Raw genomic sequence first — 15472 nt, 5'->3', positions numbered from 1 at the left:
ATGAAGTCATCTTTAGTATTGATTCTCAAAAATTTAGATTGCCGCTTGCAGGATTTACTTTTGCAGAAACCCAAACTAGAAGAATGCCAATGTAGAATAGTCACTGTATTTACCATAACACCCGTTAAGTGCAGTTTCAAAGTAACTAATAAAATTACAGTGTAACTATTTTGATCGTGCACTTAATTATTAATTAGAGCCAATCTGGTTTTTCCATTTTTAATATTTCAGGGCTTATATTAATCTCAAAATGTTTTTCTATAACAACACCACCTGTTGTAGGTATTAGTTTCTCTAGCGCCTTAATTTTATCTTTTAGTGCATTTATTTCATCTATAGCTTCTTTTGGATAATTCCTTTTAATATTTTTTTGTTCTGATAATTCTTTATTAAACATTTCTTGTGTAGATGGAAAACCTATTTTGTTTTTTGTTTTTCTGCTCATAGAATTAATTTGGGAGGCGCTAATATTTTTTTCACGTAAATATGGATGTTTCTTAACAATCGAGTAGGCCCGCTTCCATGAATCAAAAGATGAATATTTCCAACCTAGACCACCTTTATTTTCTTTTGTTTCGATCATTTCACGCCATGAATTGAATCCAGAACGACCAATAATTGAGCTTGATATAGCACTATATTTTGGCTTTCCTTTTTTTAAAATATCTGAAAATTTGTCATAAATATGATCCATGAAATCGATCCATGACGAACCATTTTTAGTAATTAAAAGTTTTTTTAATTCTAAAATTTCCTCTTCAGTAGTAGTCATTTTAATAATCCATTTTTATAAAAAAATATAAAGTACATTAAAAACATAAACGTGTAAATATACGTTTTAACCTATTTATACAAAACGTGTAAATATATGTTTTCACTTATTTACATAAACATGTGGGCGATATTTTGACCTGTTTTCATTACCCCATACTCCGAAAAGTGTGTTACTTTCGGAGTATGGGTGTGTTAGAGCTTTTGAGTGTCCGAGCTTGCGAGTGTCCGAAATAACACGCCTTGTACGGAGTGGAGACTGTGATGAGAGATATATAAGCAAAGGTACGAAGCGAGATATGGACGAAGATACAAAGCGGCACGCAGTACAATTTTTTGATGCGGATAGGCGATAAGAAAGGGGATGTATTAGGATGAATGAGAATACTAAAAAACGCTATGTACAGTTAGCAGAGAACTTTTACAAAACTAAAATAGTGGGTGATGTGACACCTGGTAAGATCATAAAATCCCTGGAGGATAGCGCAGTACAATACAGACCTGATTATTTTAGGCGCCTGAGAAATGCGTTGGCATATGATCAGATCGAAAAGGGGTATTCAAAAGCAGCAAAAAAAATCAATGAGACAGTAAACCCTGTTACGGTCAAAGGCAGTGATTTAACTAAAAAGTCGAAGGAACGGCGGGTAAAATCGGTTTCACTTGATGACCTAATGGCTCTTAAATCTGGTGCTATAGAAAAGGGGGATAAGCCATTATTGGCAGCTCTTGAGCTTTCAGAGGTTTTAGGGTGTCGTCCTGTAGAGCTGTTTAACCTAAGAATTGTGGAGGGTATGGTTTTTATTGAGGGTGCTAAGAAAACAAAAAAGGGTGATAGAGGGCTGGATAGACTCGTTAAAGTAAAATATATACGAAGCATGAAAAACGCAATTACAGTTCTTCAGGCTTTCAAAGAGTCCACGAAAGACTTTAAATCAGATCCTCATAATCTAATTCAAGCTAGATTGGCACTGGTTGCAAAAAAGCGGTGGCCTAGGCGCAAAGCCACCCCAAGCCTTTATTCTTTTAGGCATCAAGTCGGATCTAATCTAAAAGCATCTGGTATGGATCGCTTAGATATCGCTTATTTGATGGGGCATCAAGCAACAAAATCAGTTGATGTTTATGGGGATCGGCGTTCTGGCAGTGGTGGCGTGGAAATGGAGGCTGGTGTTAGTAAAGAACAAATCCGAGCAGTAGTCAGAGAAAATCACACTACCGCACCGGTTAAAATGGCCGTTCAAGAGGTTGGCATGTCTATGTAATAGTTACACTGTAACTGTATGGTGTGGGGTAATGAAAAAATTAGAGATGCCTTTGTTTTTTGTATGTACATTATTTTTTGGGGGGGTGATTAGGCTCAATAAATGAGTTTTTTTTGTAGAAAGATCTTTTTATTTAGCGCGTTACGGAATACTCTAAACGCCAGATGTGAAAAAGCCCCGCTTCAACGAGGCTATTTCGGCATTTACAGAGACCTTGGGGGTCTAGGTAAACTAAAGCTTTCCCTAATTCTAAACACCCCCCGATAAAAAATCAACTTTTCTCTGTGTTGCCTATCTCGATTTTGGAATCAAGATGTCTTGGAATCGACTAAATGCATCAACCAGTAATCAAGGGAATCTCGAATACTGGCGTAACGGATCAATTAGAGAACGACGTAATACGGCAGATTGTCAGCTTAGCCACTACAGTCCTAGAAAAGCCTAATGAACCGCATTGAAGCGGGTTTGTCAGCAAAGCTGATAGATATATCTAATTGATTGTCATCGACGGAGAGGGGCGCTTTCGAGCGTATCTGATGGCACGTAGGGCTACCGAAAACACACGAAAAAATGTGACTCGCTACTCGATAAAAAGAATAAAAATGCCTTTAAATGGGTAGGGGTCGGCGTAGCCGAAAACAAATATTTTAAGCGCGTTAGCCAGCATTACTCGGCGGCTGTCAAAAAATAAAGCCTACCAACGTATACTCGTGACTGCGTGTGCAAATGGAAATAATTTGTGGGTAACGGGTTTATCGTTATCCATCATATTATTCCATGCTCTGCGTAGCAGATGTACCCGTAGTTGAGCGTGTACCCCGTTGTCAGATTTTCTGCTTTGGTTGATTCGCGGTGAAAAATAAAATGAGGGGGCACAGCTCACCAAACAAATAGATTGTTACAGTGTAACTATCTCAAGTTGTTCTTCTGGTCTTTTAAAGTCACTTATTAAGGCATTTCCGATAAGTTGATTGATGATCTCTATTTTTGTTTTACCTGAAACATCAACCAGTTTATCCAACAGTTGTTTGTTGCTCTTGGTTAACTCAACTTGTAACCGTTCTGCACCACTACGCTTTAAATAAACACGTAATGTCGTGACTAATTTCCTTATTCCCGTTTCAGAAAGATGCACACTCACAAAATGCTCTATCTCTGAGTTACTCGGAACACCTATGTTATCTTTTAACATTCGATTAAATGAACGCTCGCTAGTTTTAGTGTTTTTAAATGCTAAAGCGCCATCATTTGCGATCTTAGCGATTTGATTACTTAACCATTTTAATTGCACATCATGTTCAGTTTTTAATAACTCTGATTTTTTCATGTAACCTCCAAATTAATATCGTTACAGTGTAACTATACTGCAGGCTAGCGTCAATAGTTACACTGTAACTATTGAGTGTGCTTTTCTACTTTTAAGTGTTTGGTCTCAATTTTTTAGTGAAATTAACAAACATCATTTTGGTGCGAAAAACGGGGTATCAAAGGTTGTTTTTAAATCGTCTGATATTGCTATTAAAAGGTATTTTAAAGTGCTTAGAATGCGGTTTTCGAGGTCTTCTTTTTGTGAAGTGCTTATTTTGGGGCGTTAAAAACGCTATTTAACATAACCCTCATTTTGTGCAGGTTTATTTATATTTAGGATAAATAAATTTAATCTCGTGGAGAACCCGCAATTAAGCGGGTAGTTCTAAATTATCGATACATTAGGCAGTGGTTAGTTAGCTGTTCTTTAACTGATTGTTTTTGGCCTAAGAAAAGAAATGAGGTTACAACTTTTTTTTGATCTCGTTCGCCGACTTCATACAAAATTCTATAACCATTTATATTCGCTTCGCGAACACTTGAAACCCCTACGATATCAAAAAGGCTCTGTGAGATGGGGTAAATTAAAGGATTGCTACTGACTGAATTTTCAAAGATATTAACCGTATCCTCTATCTTTCCTAATACACTAATCTCGTCACTCCACCGCGACAAATGAGCAATCGTAAGATCAGTTGAGTTAATAAAAGTTTCGGTGTATTCAATTACTGCTTGTTGCATATTTATGTACCTCTTTTAAGGTTTTTTTTCGTTGTGCTAACCGATCCTTAAAAGAGCTTGATGAAATTACACGGCCTGCCTGCATATCGCTTTTAGCGAAACTGACAAGTTTTAATAGGGCAATTGCCTCTTCACGTCTGTTTCTATCTTCGATAGATTCTATAACGTAAGCGGGCTTACCATTTTGTGTAATTGTCAACGGCTCTCCTAAGGGGAGGTTAGCTGCATTTTTCTTTAAAAAGCTTACAGTTTCGACATTCATAACTTATCTCCTTTGTTATTAAGAAATACCTTGTGTTAGTTATCACCACAAAGCACTCCATAGAAGTCTTTAATAAATTCATAATGCTGTTTGCAGTCCAGTCATTACAATAATTATCTCCAACATAATAATTGTAACATGAATCACAGGAAAGCCCAAATTAAGTCTAAATTAAAACTTCCTGATAAACTGAGTATTTTTCCAATGTACGCATTACTAATAATTTCATAGGTGGCAATCTGAGTGGGGTGTAATTAAGAGAAGCAAATCATAAGTGGGACTTTTTAAAATGCCTCACGCATCGATTATCAAAGCCACTTTTGAAACAAATATGGTGATTTAACATAAGCGTCATTTTGTGCAGTTCGTATTAAATTAAAAATCGGATTCATAAAATGATGTGTTAAATTTTTTGTAGATCTATAAGCACGCAAAGGGACACTTTAAAATGACTCGCTTTCTTCCTACGTAAAATTAATTATAAGTGTATTCGGAAAATATGACCTAACATGCTGCTTAAAAAGATTAATTTTGTTATAAAACAAACTTTATTAGGTAGATTATGTTTAGTAAGCATACAGTCTAATACGCCAATTCAACTAAAAAAGGGATAAAATGAAAATAGTAAAACTAATGCTAGGAATGGGAGTAATTATAAACTTTCTGGCAGGTTGCTCAATGAATGCCGAGTCTAAACCAGAGCACACGCAATTCGCACAAAGCTTTCCTTTCACAATAAATCAATTAGACACCTCTGGAATGGGAGTTGAAACAGGGAATATGCGAGACAAAGGTGTGCTGATGAAAAGCCGCGTTTATGCCTATAAAGAAGGTGAAAATAAAGTATCAATAACAAAAACTCACACCCGAAACAATCCCACTGTCACTGTCGCTTATAGTGTGTATTTATATGAAGAGAAAAATAATCAATTAGAACTTATCAAACACACCGCGGAGCAAAAAGGGTTAACTGGTGGTTGGAGTATCCCTATTTTAGTTCCTAGCGATGTCAAACTGTTGGCTACAAATCGAAATGATGAAAACTGGAAATCTATTTCTCGTGGATCAGTAAAATTTGTTGGCAGAATGACCGATAGTAAAACTGGTGATTTTGGCTTATTTGCCATTAGAAAAGCCCTAAAAACTAGTATACTCAACACTAAGAACGATCCCGGCTTGGAAACTCTCATTTTTGGAAAAGACATAGATTTGGAGCCTGCACGACTAAGTATTGTATTTAAAGACGACTGCCGAAATTCACAATATAACTTGAGAGCAACAGAAACATCTTTACTCATGGATAATCTTCCTATTCCCGTACAAGCTACTTGTGGTCCTGGCGAACTAGGATCTCAACTTACCTATAGACTTCATCCGTTAGCGCTAAAAATGCTAAGAGAAAAAGAAGAAAAGACAGATGAAGTCATCTTTAGTATTGATTCTCAAAAATTTAGATTGCCGCTTGCAGGATTTACTTTTGCAGAAACCCAAACTAGAAGAATGCCAATGTAGAATAGTCACTGTATTTACCATAACACCCGTTATACGAACTCCTAAAAGACTGCTAATTGGCGGTCTTTTTTTTACATGTTATAATTACTGTAACTACAAATGTAATTACAGGTGATTTTATGGGAACAGTAAATATTCGTGTCGATGATGATTTAAAAGCAAGATCTTTTGAAGCCCTTGAAGCCCTTGGCGTATCTCCATCTGAGTTACTTCGCCAAGCTTTAGAGTATGTAGCTATTAATAAAAAATTACCTTTTAAAACGCTGTTAGTTAGCCAGGAAGATGAAGATTTAATTGCTTTGGTCAATCTACGATTACAGTCACCACAGCCAGTAAAGGTTTCTTTGGATGACTTATGAAATTGAGTTTGATAAAAGAGCATTAAAAGAGTGGGGAAAATTGGATAGTGAAGTAAAAAAATATTTTAAAAATAAATTATCCAAAGTATTAGAAAACCCCAAAGTAGAAGCCAATAAACTAAGAGAACTACCTGATTGCTATAAGATAAAATTAAGAAAGTCAGGGCATAGGTTAATTTATCAAGTTCAGGATAGCAGGGTTGTTGTATTCGTGGTTGCTATCGGGAAAAGAGAGAAGTCAAAAGCATACAAAGATGCTTCAAATAGAGTCTAATTAAACATAAACCCCGTTAAACGCAAATCCAAAAGGCTACCAGTTCGGTGGCCTTTTTGTTGCTTACTGCATAGTTACAGTGTAACCATTAAAATAAATGATCAAACTAACTTTGAGGGAATTATTTTACGATCTTAAAATTTTAATGTGTAAAATATGAAGTAAATACGTATTGGATAGAGGGAATAATGGAAATTATTACAAAGCAGTATGCTTTAGACAAAGGACTAAAACGGTTTTTTACAGGGGATCCTTGTTATAGAGGGCATATTGCAGAGCGATTAGTTTCATCAGGTAAATGCGTTACTTGTAATTCAGAAATTGGTAAATTGTATTATCAAAAGCATAAGCAAGATAGAAAATCTTATTATCAAAATCACAAGGAAGATAAGCAATTATATTATCAAAATAACAAAGAAGTGATACTTAAAAAACAAAATGAAAGAAGAGGTAAAACCACAGAAATATGATTCGCGTTATTCACACACTCTATTCTATGGTCTTTTTGTTTTTTACCGACTAGAAAGTTACAGTGTAACTTATTTGTTCCTAATTCCCCTGGTTAAACTCAAGAATCATTTATAAGCGCGATCTTAGCTACACAAAAATTAGCAAGGCAATCACAAGAGAGACTTTTTAAAACGCCTCACGCATCGATTATCAAAGCCCCTTTTTTAGTAAATACCGGCTATTTAACATAAGCGTCATTTTGCGCACTTCCAATAACATGAAAATCTATTCTTCAAAAAAGGCTACTTGAACGGTAGCCTTTTCCAATTATTGTTCTACACCATTTTTATACATAACTTCGGATTTTACTTTCCCGTTTTCGTAATAGGTTTTTGCAATTCCATTTTCCATGTTGTCTTTGAAAACTGTCTCGTAATGTATATTCCCATTCTCATAATATAATTTTGTAATTCCATTTTCCATGCTGTCTTTGTAGAAGGATTTACTCTTTATTTCACCTGTTTCGTAATAGCCTTTTGCAATTCCATTTCCCTTGTCGTTTTTGAAGGTGTACTCATTCCTAATTTGTCCATTTTCGTAATAGGTTTTTGCAATTCCATTTTTCTTGCCGTCTTTGTAGGGGGTCTCAGACTCAATTTTTCCGCTTTCGTCATAGAATTTTAAAATTCCATTTACCTTGCCGTCTTTGTAGGGGGTCTCAGACTCAATTTTTCCGTTATCATAATAGGTCTTTTGTATTTCAGCACTAACTCCAAATGATACTAGCAACAATAGAGCAATTAATTTTATGTGTATTCTCATTTTATTTTCTCATAAAAAGTTAAATAGGTCTTAAAATGAAGAGCCACAACAATGCGGTGGCCACTATGAACAGAAGAAAAAGTAAAACCGTAATGTTATACGGTAACCTTTCTGGATTTTATTTGTTTGGAAGCATAGTTCCCATAGAACACCCGTTGTGAATAGATCGCCAAAACAATCTTTCTTTAGGGCTAGTTTGATGAGCTAGAGCTTGAAACCCTGCTGCTTTTTCAATAAGTTCTCTTTTAATTTGAGGTAATTCACCAAGTGCGTCAATAAAAAAAAACCAATTGGCGGTTGTTATTGAATAGGCGGTCTGAGACACCTCTGATGAAACTACCTTCCCAGTCGTTTTGACTACAGTTTTTACAGTTTCATTAGGAATGGCATTCATCATTCCAGATATGCTCCCCTTTGATACATTACGAATTGAGCTACCACCAAATATGCTATTTAAATGCCCCATAATCAGAGCGTATCGAGTTATTTCTAGACCAAAACCTACACTTTTTATATACTCAATACCTTTTAAACTTTCTTCGTCAAATGTGATGTTAATTATCGTTGGACATTGTTTCATTCACTTACCTTTGGCTTTAATTTGTTATATATTAAACATTGTATCAGAGAAAATATCAAATAACTGAATTTCCCAAAAACACACGAAACAGCGTTATACAGTGACCGTTTTTTGTTTTTTCTTCTATTATGGCTGCAACTGCATTAATTCTGCTCTTCGTGTAAATACGAAAAGATTTCGAAATAACTAAAAAAGGTGGATTGGTTTAACCAATATTATTGCCTCTGCATTTACCATAACACCCGTTTTACGACATTCTAAAAGGCTACCTGAACGGTGGCCTTTATTATTTATAGCTATCCTGTTTTTCCTTTTATTGACCGATTTACTACAGGTTTAAACTAACATTTGTCTAATATTGTAAAAAAAACCAAAAAGAGTACAATGTACTCCTATAATTAATAGTGAGGATAAGCGGATTAGTCACGCATTAGAGTTTATTGAAACCCCGTTATTTGAGTCTCAACGTAAAGAACTTATTAACGATGAAGAGTTTAGGGTATTGCAGTCTAATATTATTAAAAATCCTGATGTGGGAGATTTAATTATAGGTACTGGAGGACTAAGAAAGGTTAGAGTTGCAGGAAAAAACATAGGTAAAAGTGGAGGGTATCGAGCTATATATTTATTAATATTACCCGATGTAGTTTTTTTGATGTTGCTGTACAAAAAAGGAAAAAAAGATAGTTTGACGCAAAGTGAAAATAACGCTTTGAAAGAGATTTCCAAATCGATTAAGAAGGAGTATGAAAATGGGTGATAGTATTTTTAATGATCTTTATGCATCAATGAAAGAAGCCGAATTAATTGCTAAGGGTGAAATGAAGCCTGCTAATGTCACTCGCTATGAAATTGCAGATGTAAAAGCTATTCGAGCTCAGTTAGATGTAAGTCAAAAAGAACTTGCTAATGCAATGGATGTTAGTCTTGATACAGTAAAAAGTTGGGAGCAAGGAAGAAGAAACCCAACAGGGCTAGCAAGTAAGGTTTTAACTCTTTTATCTAGAGAACCAGGGCTATACACAAAGTTTTCTGTTTAGGTATGTTTCAGAATTTTTCTATTATCATGGATAAATAGAACGAGGTACTATGACAATGTCAGAGTACCTTGCTATTAAATGTTACACTGTAACTCTTGTTGCTTCTAATTATTTCATTAAATCATGATTTAATGAAATAATGTTTTAATGATTGTCTTTGTAGAGCTTATACATAGCGTTAAATAATTCATTCATTTTCATACCTTGTTCGTTTGCAAAACCTTTGAATTCTTTATGAAAATCTTCTGTAACAATAAATTGTAATGGCTTTTTCTTAGCTTCGTTCTCATTGTCTTTTTTCTGTAAATTACTAATTTTTTTAGTGGTTAAAACGGTGTTTTTTTCTGTAGGTTTTGCCAATTTAGCCATTATTTTTCTCCATTAACTGATCGCCAATCCAGCTGATTATCTGATCACTTTTCTCTGCAATTGAAGCCCATCTAGATTCTGTTAACCCTAATCCTTCGTCCATACTTTTCCCATATCCAGCCTTATAATCAAGATACAGATCTGTAGTAATAAATCCCCAAGTTCGGATCGTATCCACTGCTTCTTTTGCTTCTGCAATAGATGCCACTTTGTTAACAATAAAAATAATACGATCCAGTGGTATTTTTGCTTGAACTAATTCTCTAGCTAATTCTAATGAAGGTTCAAGATCGTCAATAGTTGTTCCCGTTGGGATAACTATTAGATCGCTTGCTTCCGCAATTTTTAACGTTTGTTTTGAAGAGTATGGTTTACCATCTACGATTAATAGATCACATGTTGCAGCAGCTCTCAGTGCTGTTTTTTCATTTAGATAAATAGCAACTTCGACTTCTGGTGATTTTTTCGCTTCAGATCGTCTTACTGACCATTTAAAGGTTGAACCTTGTCGTTCATCCATATCTGCTACGTGGACTGACCAACCATTTTTAGCGTACTCAACAGCAGTGGCTCGGGTAAATGTGCTTTTACCACCACCGCCTTTTTGACCTAAAAAACTTAATATCATAAGTGCCTTTTTTCATTAAATCATGATTTCATTAAAACATGTTATCATTAAATATAAAGAATAACTATTCTGTAAATTATCTAAAAAGGAGGGCAAAGTGATTTTTGTTACAGCTACAGCTAAAGTTACAGTGTAACTTTTTTTGGTTGGTGTGTTGTCGATGAGAATTGTTTTTGCGTGAAATTACGGTGCGTTAGCTTTCTGAGTTGTGATGTATTACCTTTTAAAAGGTAAAGCATGCACGTACGGTCCAAAAAATATCTTGTATAAAGGTAAGAAATTAGCGATTTAACATAAAAGCGATTAAATGCAGCAAAATTTACCTTCGATATTTGGACTAACAGAATGTTAATATGTTAAATATATTTGTGTTGAAGGTTTATCTAGAGATATTTATGGAAATTATTACAAAACAGCAAGCTTTAGATAAAGGATTAAAACGTTTTTTTACAGGAGAACCTTGCCATCGAGGGCATATTTCTGAACGGTTTATTGCGATGGATAAGTGCGTTACTTGTAATTCAGAAATTGGGAAATTATATTATCAAAAGAATAAAGAAAAAATTTCAATACAAAGAAAGAAATACTACAAAGAATTAAAAGCGAAGAAACAAATTACATCTTAATTTTCACTGATAACCATCAGACTTTAAAGTTACATTGTAACTTTTTTCATAAATCAACTTTAGACCAATCGTAGCTATTAGTAATTGATGATAAAGATCGTTTTGGATTCTTTAGCTGTTTATTTAAAAACGCTTCACTACCCTCTATATCAAGCTGTAAAACCATTTCCATTTTTTTGATCTTTTTCGCCCGTCTTTTTGAGGCAAATATAGCATCGTCCTTATCCTCATTTGCCTTGGTTACTTTATTTTCTAATCTACTTATTTCCTGCTTTAAAGCCTTTATTGTGTCTGTGTTTTTACTATCTTTGAATATCAATTCATCCCTGATTTTAAAATGCTTCATGCGTAGAGCTTCATGCTCTTTGTTGTTGTCTGACAGCCGTTTTTCAGCCCATGCACGCTCATAATTTTTAGAAACTTTATTATGTAAAAAAATAATAATGAAAATTAAAAATACCGTAGCGACCAGGAGTGCAAATAAAAAGCCTTTGAATGACATTTTAAATAAAATATCACCATAGGGATCAGTTAAATAAAAAATTGAATCAAATCCCATTATCTCAAGTAAACCTCTGTTATTTCAGGCCGTTGGTGCCCTAATTCCTGTGAAACAATTAATTTTGAATCGGAGTATGGTAAATGACTTTCTCGCATCAGCTCACCCATGCGATCCTGTGCATAGGTGTGTCTCAATCCGTGAATTCCATGGCTAAACCCTAAAGCACGTCGAGATGCAGCCGAAAAAGAGTCTGAAAGTTTTTGCCCTCCGTTGATGTTGTATGCTCGATCATAGTAAACGTTTCGATCTGTTACTCTCTCTGTCTTTTCCATACGGTGAGATTCAAGGCGGGTGGCTAATTCTGTCGGTATAAGCACCTCTCGGATCAATCCGCCCTTTCCGGTTACAGTGTAACTCTCTCCATTTCGGGCTGAGAATTTATTCTCATGGGCTGGTCTGTCGCTGGGTTTAACTTCACCGATTGGGCGTAAGGTGTGTATTTCATGTGCTCGAAGTCCTGCTGCATGGCAAATCTGAGTGGGTAGAACGTTTTTTTCAGTCATTCTGTCGGTGATCGCGTTGATCTGCTCTGGTGTATAAGCTCTGGCCTTTGTGATCTCTGCTAATTCTGATTTCACAACGGTTAAAGTTTGTTTTGGCTCTAACTTGTTCGTTACGTGTTTCATCATGCACTGTAATGCTTGTCGTTCCATATTTAGCGTAGATTGACCGACTTGTTCACCTCGTTGCTCTAGGTATGCTACAGCTTGGAATGGTGTGATTTCTCGCAAATGGCCCATTCGTTCTTCTTTCACATATTCAGCAACACGGGTTAATGCCTGCTCATAGTTCCTTACCGTACCTACTGAAGATAAAATAGAGCCCTGAACCTCTTTCATAACACTGGCGGCCTGCTTTTCAGGCGAGGAAAATCTAGCCACGTTCAAATCTCAAAATGTATTTATTAATTGTTGTGCGATGGAGTTTAAAACCTTTTTTACGATCTTCTTTTGTGAGGTTGGTTAGGATGTAATTCTGTGTATCAGAGAGGCTTGCACCTTTTTCATGGAGATCGAAGATTTGTTCACGATAAGGATCTAGTTTTGATACCCGTTTGGCATATTCACCTTTGCCCGCCACCAATTTTTTTCGAGCTCTAATCTTTGCTAACTCAACCTCTGCATTAAATTCTGCGACCATGTAAAGAACCTTGTAGTTTGTAAGAACACCAATAGGGACAATTTTAATGCCTGATCTATTGCGACAACTTAATGCCGAATCGCCCGCGTTAAGGCTCGGACTGTTCGCGCCTAAAACTTCATTTTTTCAATCGGAAGTTATAAAGATTGGAGTTTGGTTTTTGCAATCATAGAACTCATTGATTGTTGCTGTGACGCAGCTAAGCGTAACGATTGTCGTGTAATGGTAGTAGTGTCGGAGAGGCATTGTTGCCGGACGTTAAATTCTCTACTAGATCACCAGTGGGTGCTAAACCCCATACAGCGTTTTTTCCCAAAACGGTAAAGGACTAGATTTGGCTTCTTCTAGTTGAAGAATGCGTTGGACTCATGGAGTCGTATAGAGCATCAAACTAATTAGTCTTTAGTATAGTCAAACTATGCTATAGAAAGCAATCTGTAGAATATAGGTGATAAAAAATACCTTAATGCTTGCCAACAAAGGGAACCGCTACGTAGAAACTTGTTTCTACGTAGCGGTGGTGAGTTTTACTTGTAAAAAGTGTGATTTCAATCCAAAAATAAGGGGGGGGAAAAGTGAAGGGATTCCCTTCGGGATTCTCAAAATGCAAATTAACAGGTTGATTTTAACATTTTCGAGATCAAAGAAGTTACACTGTAACTTTTTGTGTAAAGGTTTTATTTAAAATGTATAAGAAAAACAGAGAGAATTTAACCAGGAGTGTTCAATGTGAACAATGCCGAAATAAATCGTTGAAATTAGAGCTGAAAGGGTAAAAAGATCTTTTTTTTTAAGCGATTAAAGAATATCCTAAGCATCAGATACGAAAAAACCACCCTGCAAGGTGGCTTTTTCGGTATTTACAGAGTCTTTACGGGACTAGGTAAAATAAACACTTACCGCAATTTTAAACATTTCCCCGTAAAAATCAAACTGTATTTGCCTATATTGTGCTTGGAATCGTGATGTGTGTGTAAAAACACTATCTTGGGTGCAACTAACTGTATCGACCAGTAATCAAGGGATTCTCGAATACTGGCGTAACGGATCAATTAGAGAAACGACGAAATACGGCAGGTTATAGACATAGCCATTTATAACCCACGAAAAGCCTAATGAACCGCATTGACGCGGGTTTATCAGACAAACCTGATAGATATATCTAATTGATTGTCATCGACGGAGAGGGGCGCTTTTTGGCGTAACTGATGGCACGTAGGGCTACCGAAAACATATGAAATAATGTGATTCGCTACACTGAGAAAAAGAAAAAAATAGTCTTAGCTGGCTAGGGGTCGGCGTAGCCGAAAACAAATTCTTTACAAGTTACTAGCATTCTCTTCTAGGGGGGCATGGGGCTATCATGGCTTCCTATGCAACGAAGGCGGAAGAATGAAGAGTTGGAGCAGAGCGACTTCATTTCTTTGCCCTTCGTCAAAAAGATAGAGACTTATGCTCGTGACTGCGTGTACAAGCGGAAATAAGATGTGGGTAACGGTTTTATCGTTATCCTCACTTATTCCGCGCTCTGCGTAGCAGATGTGCCTGCAGTTGAGCGAGTACCCCAACCTCCCATTTGCTTTATTTGATAAATCCCCCCTAACATTTAAAAGTAGGAAGCACACGCCCATTAGTTACAGTGTAACTAATTCACTTGTGTCATTCAAACTCTCGAGTTACACTGTAACTACCTTAACTACTTGTGATCACAGGGGCTGCAATGAAGAATATCCAACATTACCCGATCTTTACCGATGAAAATTTATATCCAAACCAAATTAATTGGATCGTTAAGCAGATCGAGAGTTGCAAGGATGATTCGTTTTCTGATATTGAACAGGCGAGATCAGAAATAGGCAAAATAACCACACTCCAGTTGGGAAAAAATCAGCCTAAAAGACAGTTACAACGTAACCTAAAGTTAGCGGAGAGTCATTTACACGGTTTTCGTAACTCGTTTCTAAGTGAATCTGGTTTTTCTAAGTTAAATACCACATTAAAAGTGGCTCGAAAAAGATTTTTGGATAAAGAAGCCGGATCAAAAAAACTTGATGTGACCGTGTCACCGGCAGTTTTTGAAAAGCTGAATGAGATCGTGATGGATACCGGCCTGACGAAAACAGCACTCATTGAAGAACTGATCTTAAATTATAATGATCGTTTAAATTCGGAGTACGAAGAAGAGCAGCTAGAGCTTGATGTGCCTGATCCTGACGTTAAATGGAAAGTTTATACGCGATTCTCACAAATCCAAACGGGTACATTAATGCGCTTTATTAGTAGTAAAATCGCGTATACCGTTGCTGATTTTGACGAGAAAACCATATTGTTTGACAATGACACTGAGCTTGATGCCTACCAAGCAAAGAAAAAATATGAGTTTAGCAACGGCTAACAAATGTAGTTACAGTGTAACTACATGGCTGGTTTTTGTTACTTTTACCGTTTTGGCCGCAAGATTGGGCTGAAATGGTAAAAGCCTTTTAAGGGCGAAAATAAGCGCTAGAAAGGCGAAATTTATGTCGGCAAGGATTGCTATTAAAAGGGGTTTTAAAGTGCTTAAAATAGTATTTTCGAGGTCTTTTTTTTGCAGAGTGCCTGTTTTTAGGGGCTAAATCGCCTATTTAACATAACAGTCATTTTGTGCAGGTTTATTTATATTTAGGATAAATAAATTTAATCTCGTGGAGAACCCGCAATTAAGCGGGTAGTTCTAAATTATCGATACATTAGGCAGTGGTTAGTTAGCTGTTCTTTAACTGA

The 15472-nt window shown here is 36.1% G+C and carries 21 protein-coding genes; 10 read left to right on the top strand and 11 right to left on the bottom strand.

What is annotated here, in order from left to right; all coding sequences use genetic code 11:
* Positions 1–193: 193 nt before the first annotated feature.
* Entirely contained in the window at positions 194–772 is a 579-nt protein-coding gene (locus tag KSO91_RS12445; protein ID WP_238743320.1) for a hypothetical protein, read from the bottom strand.
* Positions 773–1145: 373 nt separating this feature from the next.
* Between KSO91_RS12445 and KSO91_RS12440 the strand changes: the two genes are divergently transcribed.
* A complete protein-coding gene (locus tag KSO91_RS12440; protein WP_238743319.1) occupies positions 1146–2036 on the top strand; it encodes a site-specific integrase in 891 nt (296 codons plus the stop codon).
* Positions 2037–2349: 313 nt separating this feature from the next.
* Entirely contained in the window at positions 2350–2481 is a 132-nt protein-coding gene (locus KSO91_RS17660) for a hypothetical protein (protein WP_275113989.1), read from the top strand.
* Between the two features lie 453 nt (positions 2482–2934).
* Here KSO91_RS17660 and KSO91_RS12435 read toward each other — a convergent pair whose 3' ends face one another.
* The 3 genes from KSO91_RS12435 to KSO91_RS12425 all read right to left on the bottom strand — a co-directional run bounded on the left by KSO91_RS12435 (position 2935) and on the right by KSO91_RS12425 (position 4347).
* Positions 2935–3363, bottom strand: coding sequence for a hypothetical protein (locus KSO91_RS12435; RefSeq protein WP_238743318.1), 429 nt, complete (start codon positions 3361–3363; stop codon positions 2935–2937).
* A gap of 371 nt (positions 3364–3734) precedes the next feature.
* The gene (locus KSO91_RS12430) at positions 3735–4085 is read right to left on the bottom strand and encodes a type II toxin-antitoxin system RelE/ParE family toxin (RefSeq protein WP_238743317.1); all 351 of its coding nucleotides are present in this window, start codon (positions 4083–4085) and stop codon (positions 3735–3737) included.
* Positions 4066–4347 carry a type II toxin-antitoxin system prevent-host-death family antitoxin gene (locus tag KSO91_RS12425; RefSeq protein ID WP_238743316.1) on the bottom strand — a complete coding sequence of 94 codons (282 nt, stop codon included), beginning with the start codon at positions 4345–4347 and terminating at the stop codon, positions 4066–4068. The genes KSO91_RS12430 and KSO91_RS12425 overlap by 20 nt, the downstream gene beginning before the upstream one ends.
* 615 nt (positions 4348–4962) lie before the next feature.
* On the opposite strand from KSO91_RS12425, the gene KSO91_RS12420 reads away from it, so the two are divergent.
* The 4 genes from KSO91_RS12420 (at position 4963) to KSO91_RS12405 (ending at position 6962) form a co-directional block, all read left to right on the top strand.
* Complete coding sequence (locus KSO91_RS12420; RefSeq protein WP_238743315.1) at positions 4963–5859, top strand: hypothetical protein; 897 nt, start codon at positions 4963–4965, stop codon at positions 5857–5859.
* A gap of 119 nt (positions 5860–5978) precedes the next feature.
* A complete protein-coding gene (locus tag KSO91_RS12415; RefSeq protein ID WP_238743314.1) occupies positions 5979–6218 on the top strand; it encodes a type II toxin-antitoxin system RelB/DinJ family antitoxin in 240 nt (79 codons plus the stop codon).
* Positions 6208–6492: a type II toxin-antitoxin system RelE family toxin gene (locus KSO91_RS12410; RefSeq protein WP_238743313.1), complete on the top strand. Its 285-nt coding sequence runs from the start codon at positions 6208–6210 to the stop codon at positions 6490–6492. Before KSO91_RS12415 ends, KSO91_RS12410 begins: the two co-directional genes overlap by 11 nt.
* Positions 6493–6680: 188 nt before the next feature.
* Positions 6681–6962 carry a hypothetical protein gene (locus tag KSO91_RS12405; RefSeq protein WP_238743312.1) on the top strand — a complete coding sequence of 94 codons (282 nt, stop codon included), beginning with the start codon at positions 6681–6683 and terminating at the stop codon, positions 6960–6962.
* Positions 6963–7269: 307 nt separating this feature from the next.
* Here KSO91_RS12405 and KSO91_RS12400 read toward each other — a convergent pair whose 3' ends face one another.
* Both KSO91_RS12400 and KSO91_RS12395 read right to left on the bottom strand, forming a co-directional pair.
* Positions 7270–7764 carry a toxin-antitoxin system YwqK family antitoxin gene (locus KSO91_RS12400; RefSeq protein WP_238743311.1) on the bottom strand — a complete coding sequence of 165 codons (495 nt, stop codon included), beginning with the start codon at positions 7762–7764 and terminating at the stop codon, positions 7270–7272.
* A gap of 118 nt (positions 7765–7882) precedes the next feature.
* Positions 7883–8344, bottom strand: a complete 462-nt coding sequence (locus KSO91_RS12395) for a hypothetical protein (protein WP_238743310.1) — start codon at positions 8342–8344, stop codon at positions 7883–7885.
* A 394-nt stretch (positions 8345–8738) separates the two neighbouring features.
* Here KSO91_RS12395 and KSO91_RS12390 point away from each other — a divergent pair, with 394 nt between their 5' ends.
* Together KSO91_RS12390 and nadS are read left to right on the top strand one after the other, a co-directional pair.
* The gene (locus tag KSO91_RS12390; RefSeq protein WP_338049768.1) at positions 8739–9104 is read left to right on the top strand and encodes a type II toxin-antitoxin system RelE/ParE family toxin; all 366 of its coding nucleotides are present in this window, start codon (positions 8739–8741) and stop codon (positions 9102–9104) included.
* Positions 9097–9384: a NadS family protein gene (gene nadS, locus KSO91_RS12385; RefSeq protein ID WP_238743308.1), complete on the top strand. Its 288-nt coding sequence runs from the start codon at positions 9097–9099 to the stop codon at positions 9382–9384. Before KSO91_RS12390 ends, nadS begins: the two co-directional genes overlap by 8 nt.
* Positions 9385–9528: 144 nt before the next feature.
* Here the strand turns inward: nadS and KSO91_RS12380 are convergent, their stop codons facing one another.
* Entirely contained in the window at positions 9529–9753 is a 225-nt protein-coding gene (locus KSO91_RS12380) for a hypothetical protein (RefSeq protein ID WP_238743307.1), read from the bottom strand.
* Positions 9746–10381, bottom strand: a complete 636-nt coding sequence (locus tag KSO91_RS12375; protein WP_238743306.1) for a ParA family protein — start codon at positions 10379–10381, stop codon at positions 9746–9748. The genes KSO91_RS12380 and KSO91_RS12375 overlap by 8 nt, the downstream gene beginning before the upstream one ends.
* Before the next feature lie 395 nt (positions 10382–10776).
* Here KSO91_RS12375 and KSO91_RS12370 point away from each other — a divergent pair, with 395 nt between their 5' ends.
* Entirely contained in the window at positions 10777–11007 is a 231-nt protein-coding gene (locus tag KSO91_RS12370) for a hypothetical protein (RefSeq protein WP_238743305.1), read from the top strand.
* Between the two features lie 46 nt (positions 11008–11053).
* Here the strand turns inward: KSO91_RS12370 and KSO91_RS12365 are convergent, their stop codons facing one another.
* The 3 genes from KSO91_RS12365 to KSO91_RS12355 are packed head-to-tail and all read right to left on the bottom strand — an operon-like array spanning position 11054 to position 12709.
* Positions 11054–11566 (bottom strand): hypothetical protein, encoded by a 513-nt coding sequence (locus KSO91_RS12365; protein ID WP_238743304.1) that lies wholly within the window; start codon positions 11564–11566, stop codon positions 11054–11056.
* Positions 11566–12408, bottom strand: a complete 843-nt coding sequence (locus KSO91_RS12360) for a site-specific integrase (RefSeq protein ID WP_238743303.1) — start codon at positions 12406–12408, stop codon at positions 11566–11568. Before KSO91_RS12360 ends, KSO91_RS12365 begins: the two co-directional genes overlap by 1 nt.
* A gap of 34 nt (positions 12409–12442) precedes the next feature.
* A complete protein-coding gene (locus KSO91_RS12355; RefSeq protein WP_238743302.1) occupies positions 12443–12709 on the bottom strand; it encodes a hypothetical protein in 267 nt (88 codons plus the stop codon).
* A 1720-nt stretch (positions 12710–14429) separates the two neighbouring features.
* On the opposite strand from KSO91_RS12355, the gene KSO91_RS12350 reads away from it, so the two are divergent.
* Entirely contained in the window at positions 14430–15104 is a 675-nt protein-coding gene (locus KSO91_RS12350) for a hypothetical protein (RefSeq protein WP_238743301.1), read from the top strand.
* Positions 15105–15472 lie beyond the last annotated feature (368 nt).

Source organism: Psychromonas antarctica (assembly GCF_022267535.1).
In the GTDB taxonomy this organism is placed as follows: domain Bacteria; phylum Pseudomonadota; class Gammaproteobacteria; order Enterobacterales; family Psychromonadaceae; genus Psychromonas; species Psychromonas antarctica.
This window is presented reverse-complemented; position numbering and strand designations above follow the sequence as displayed.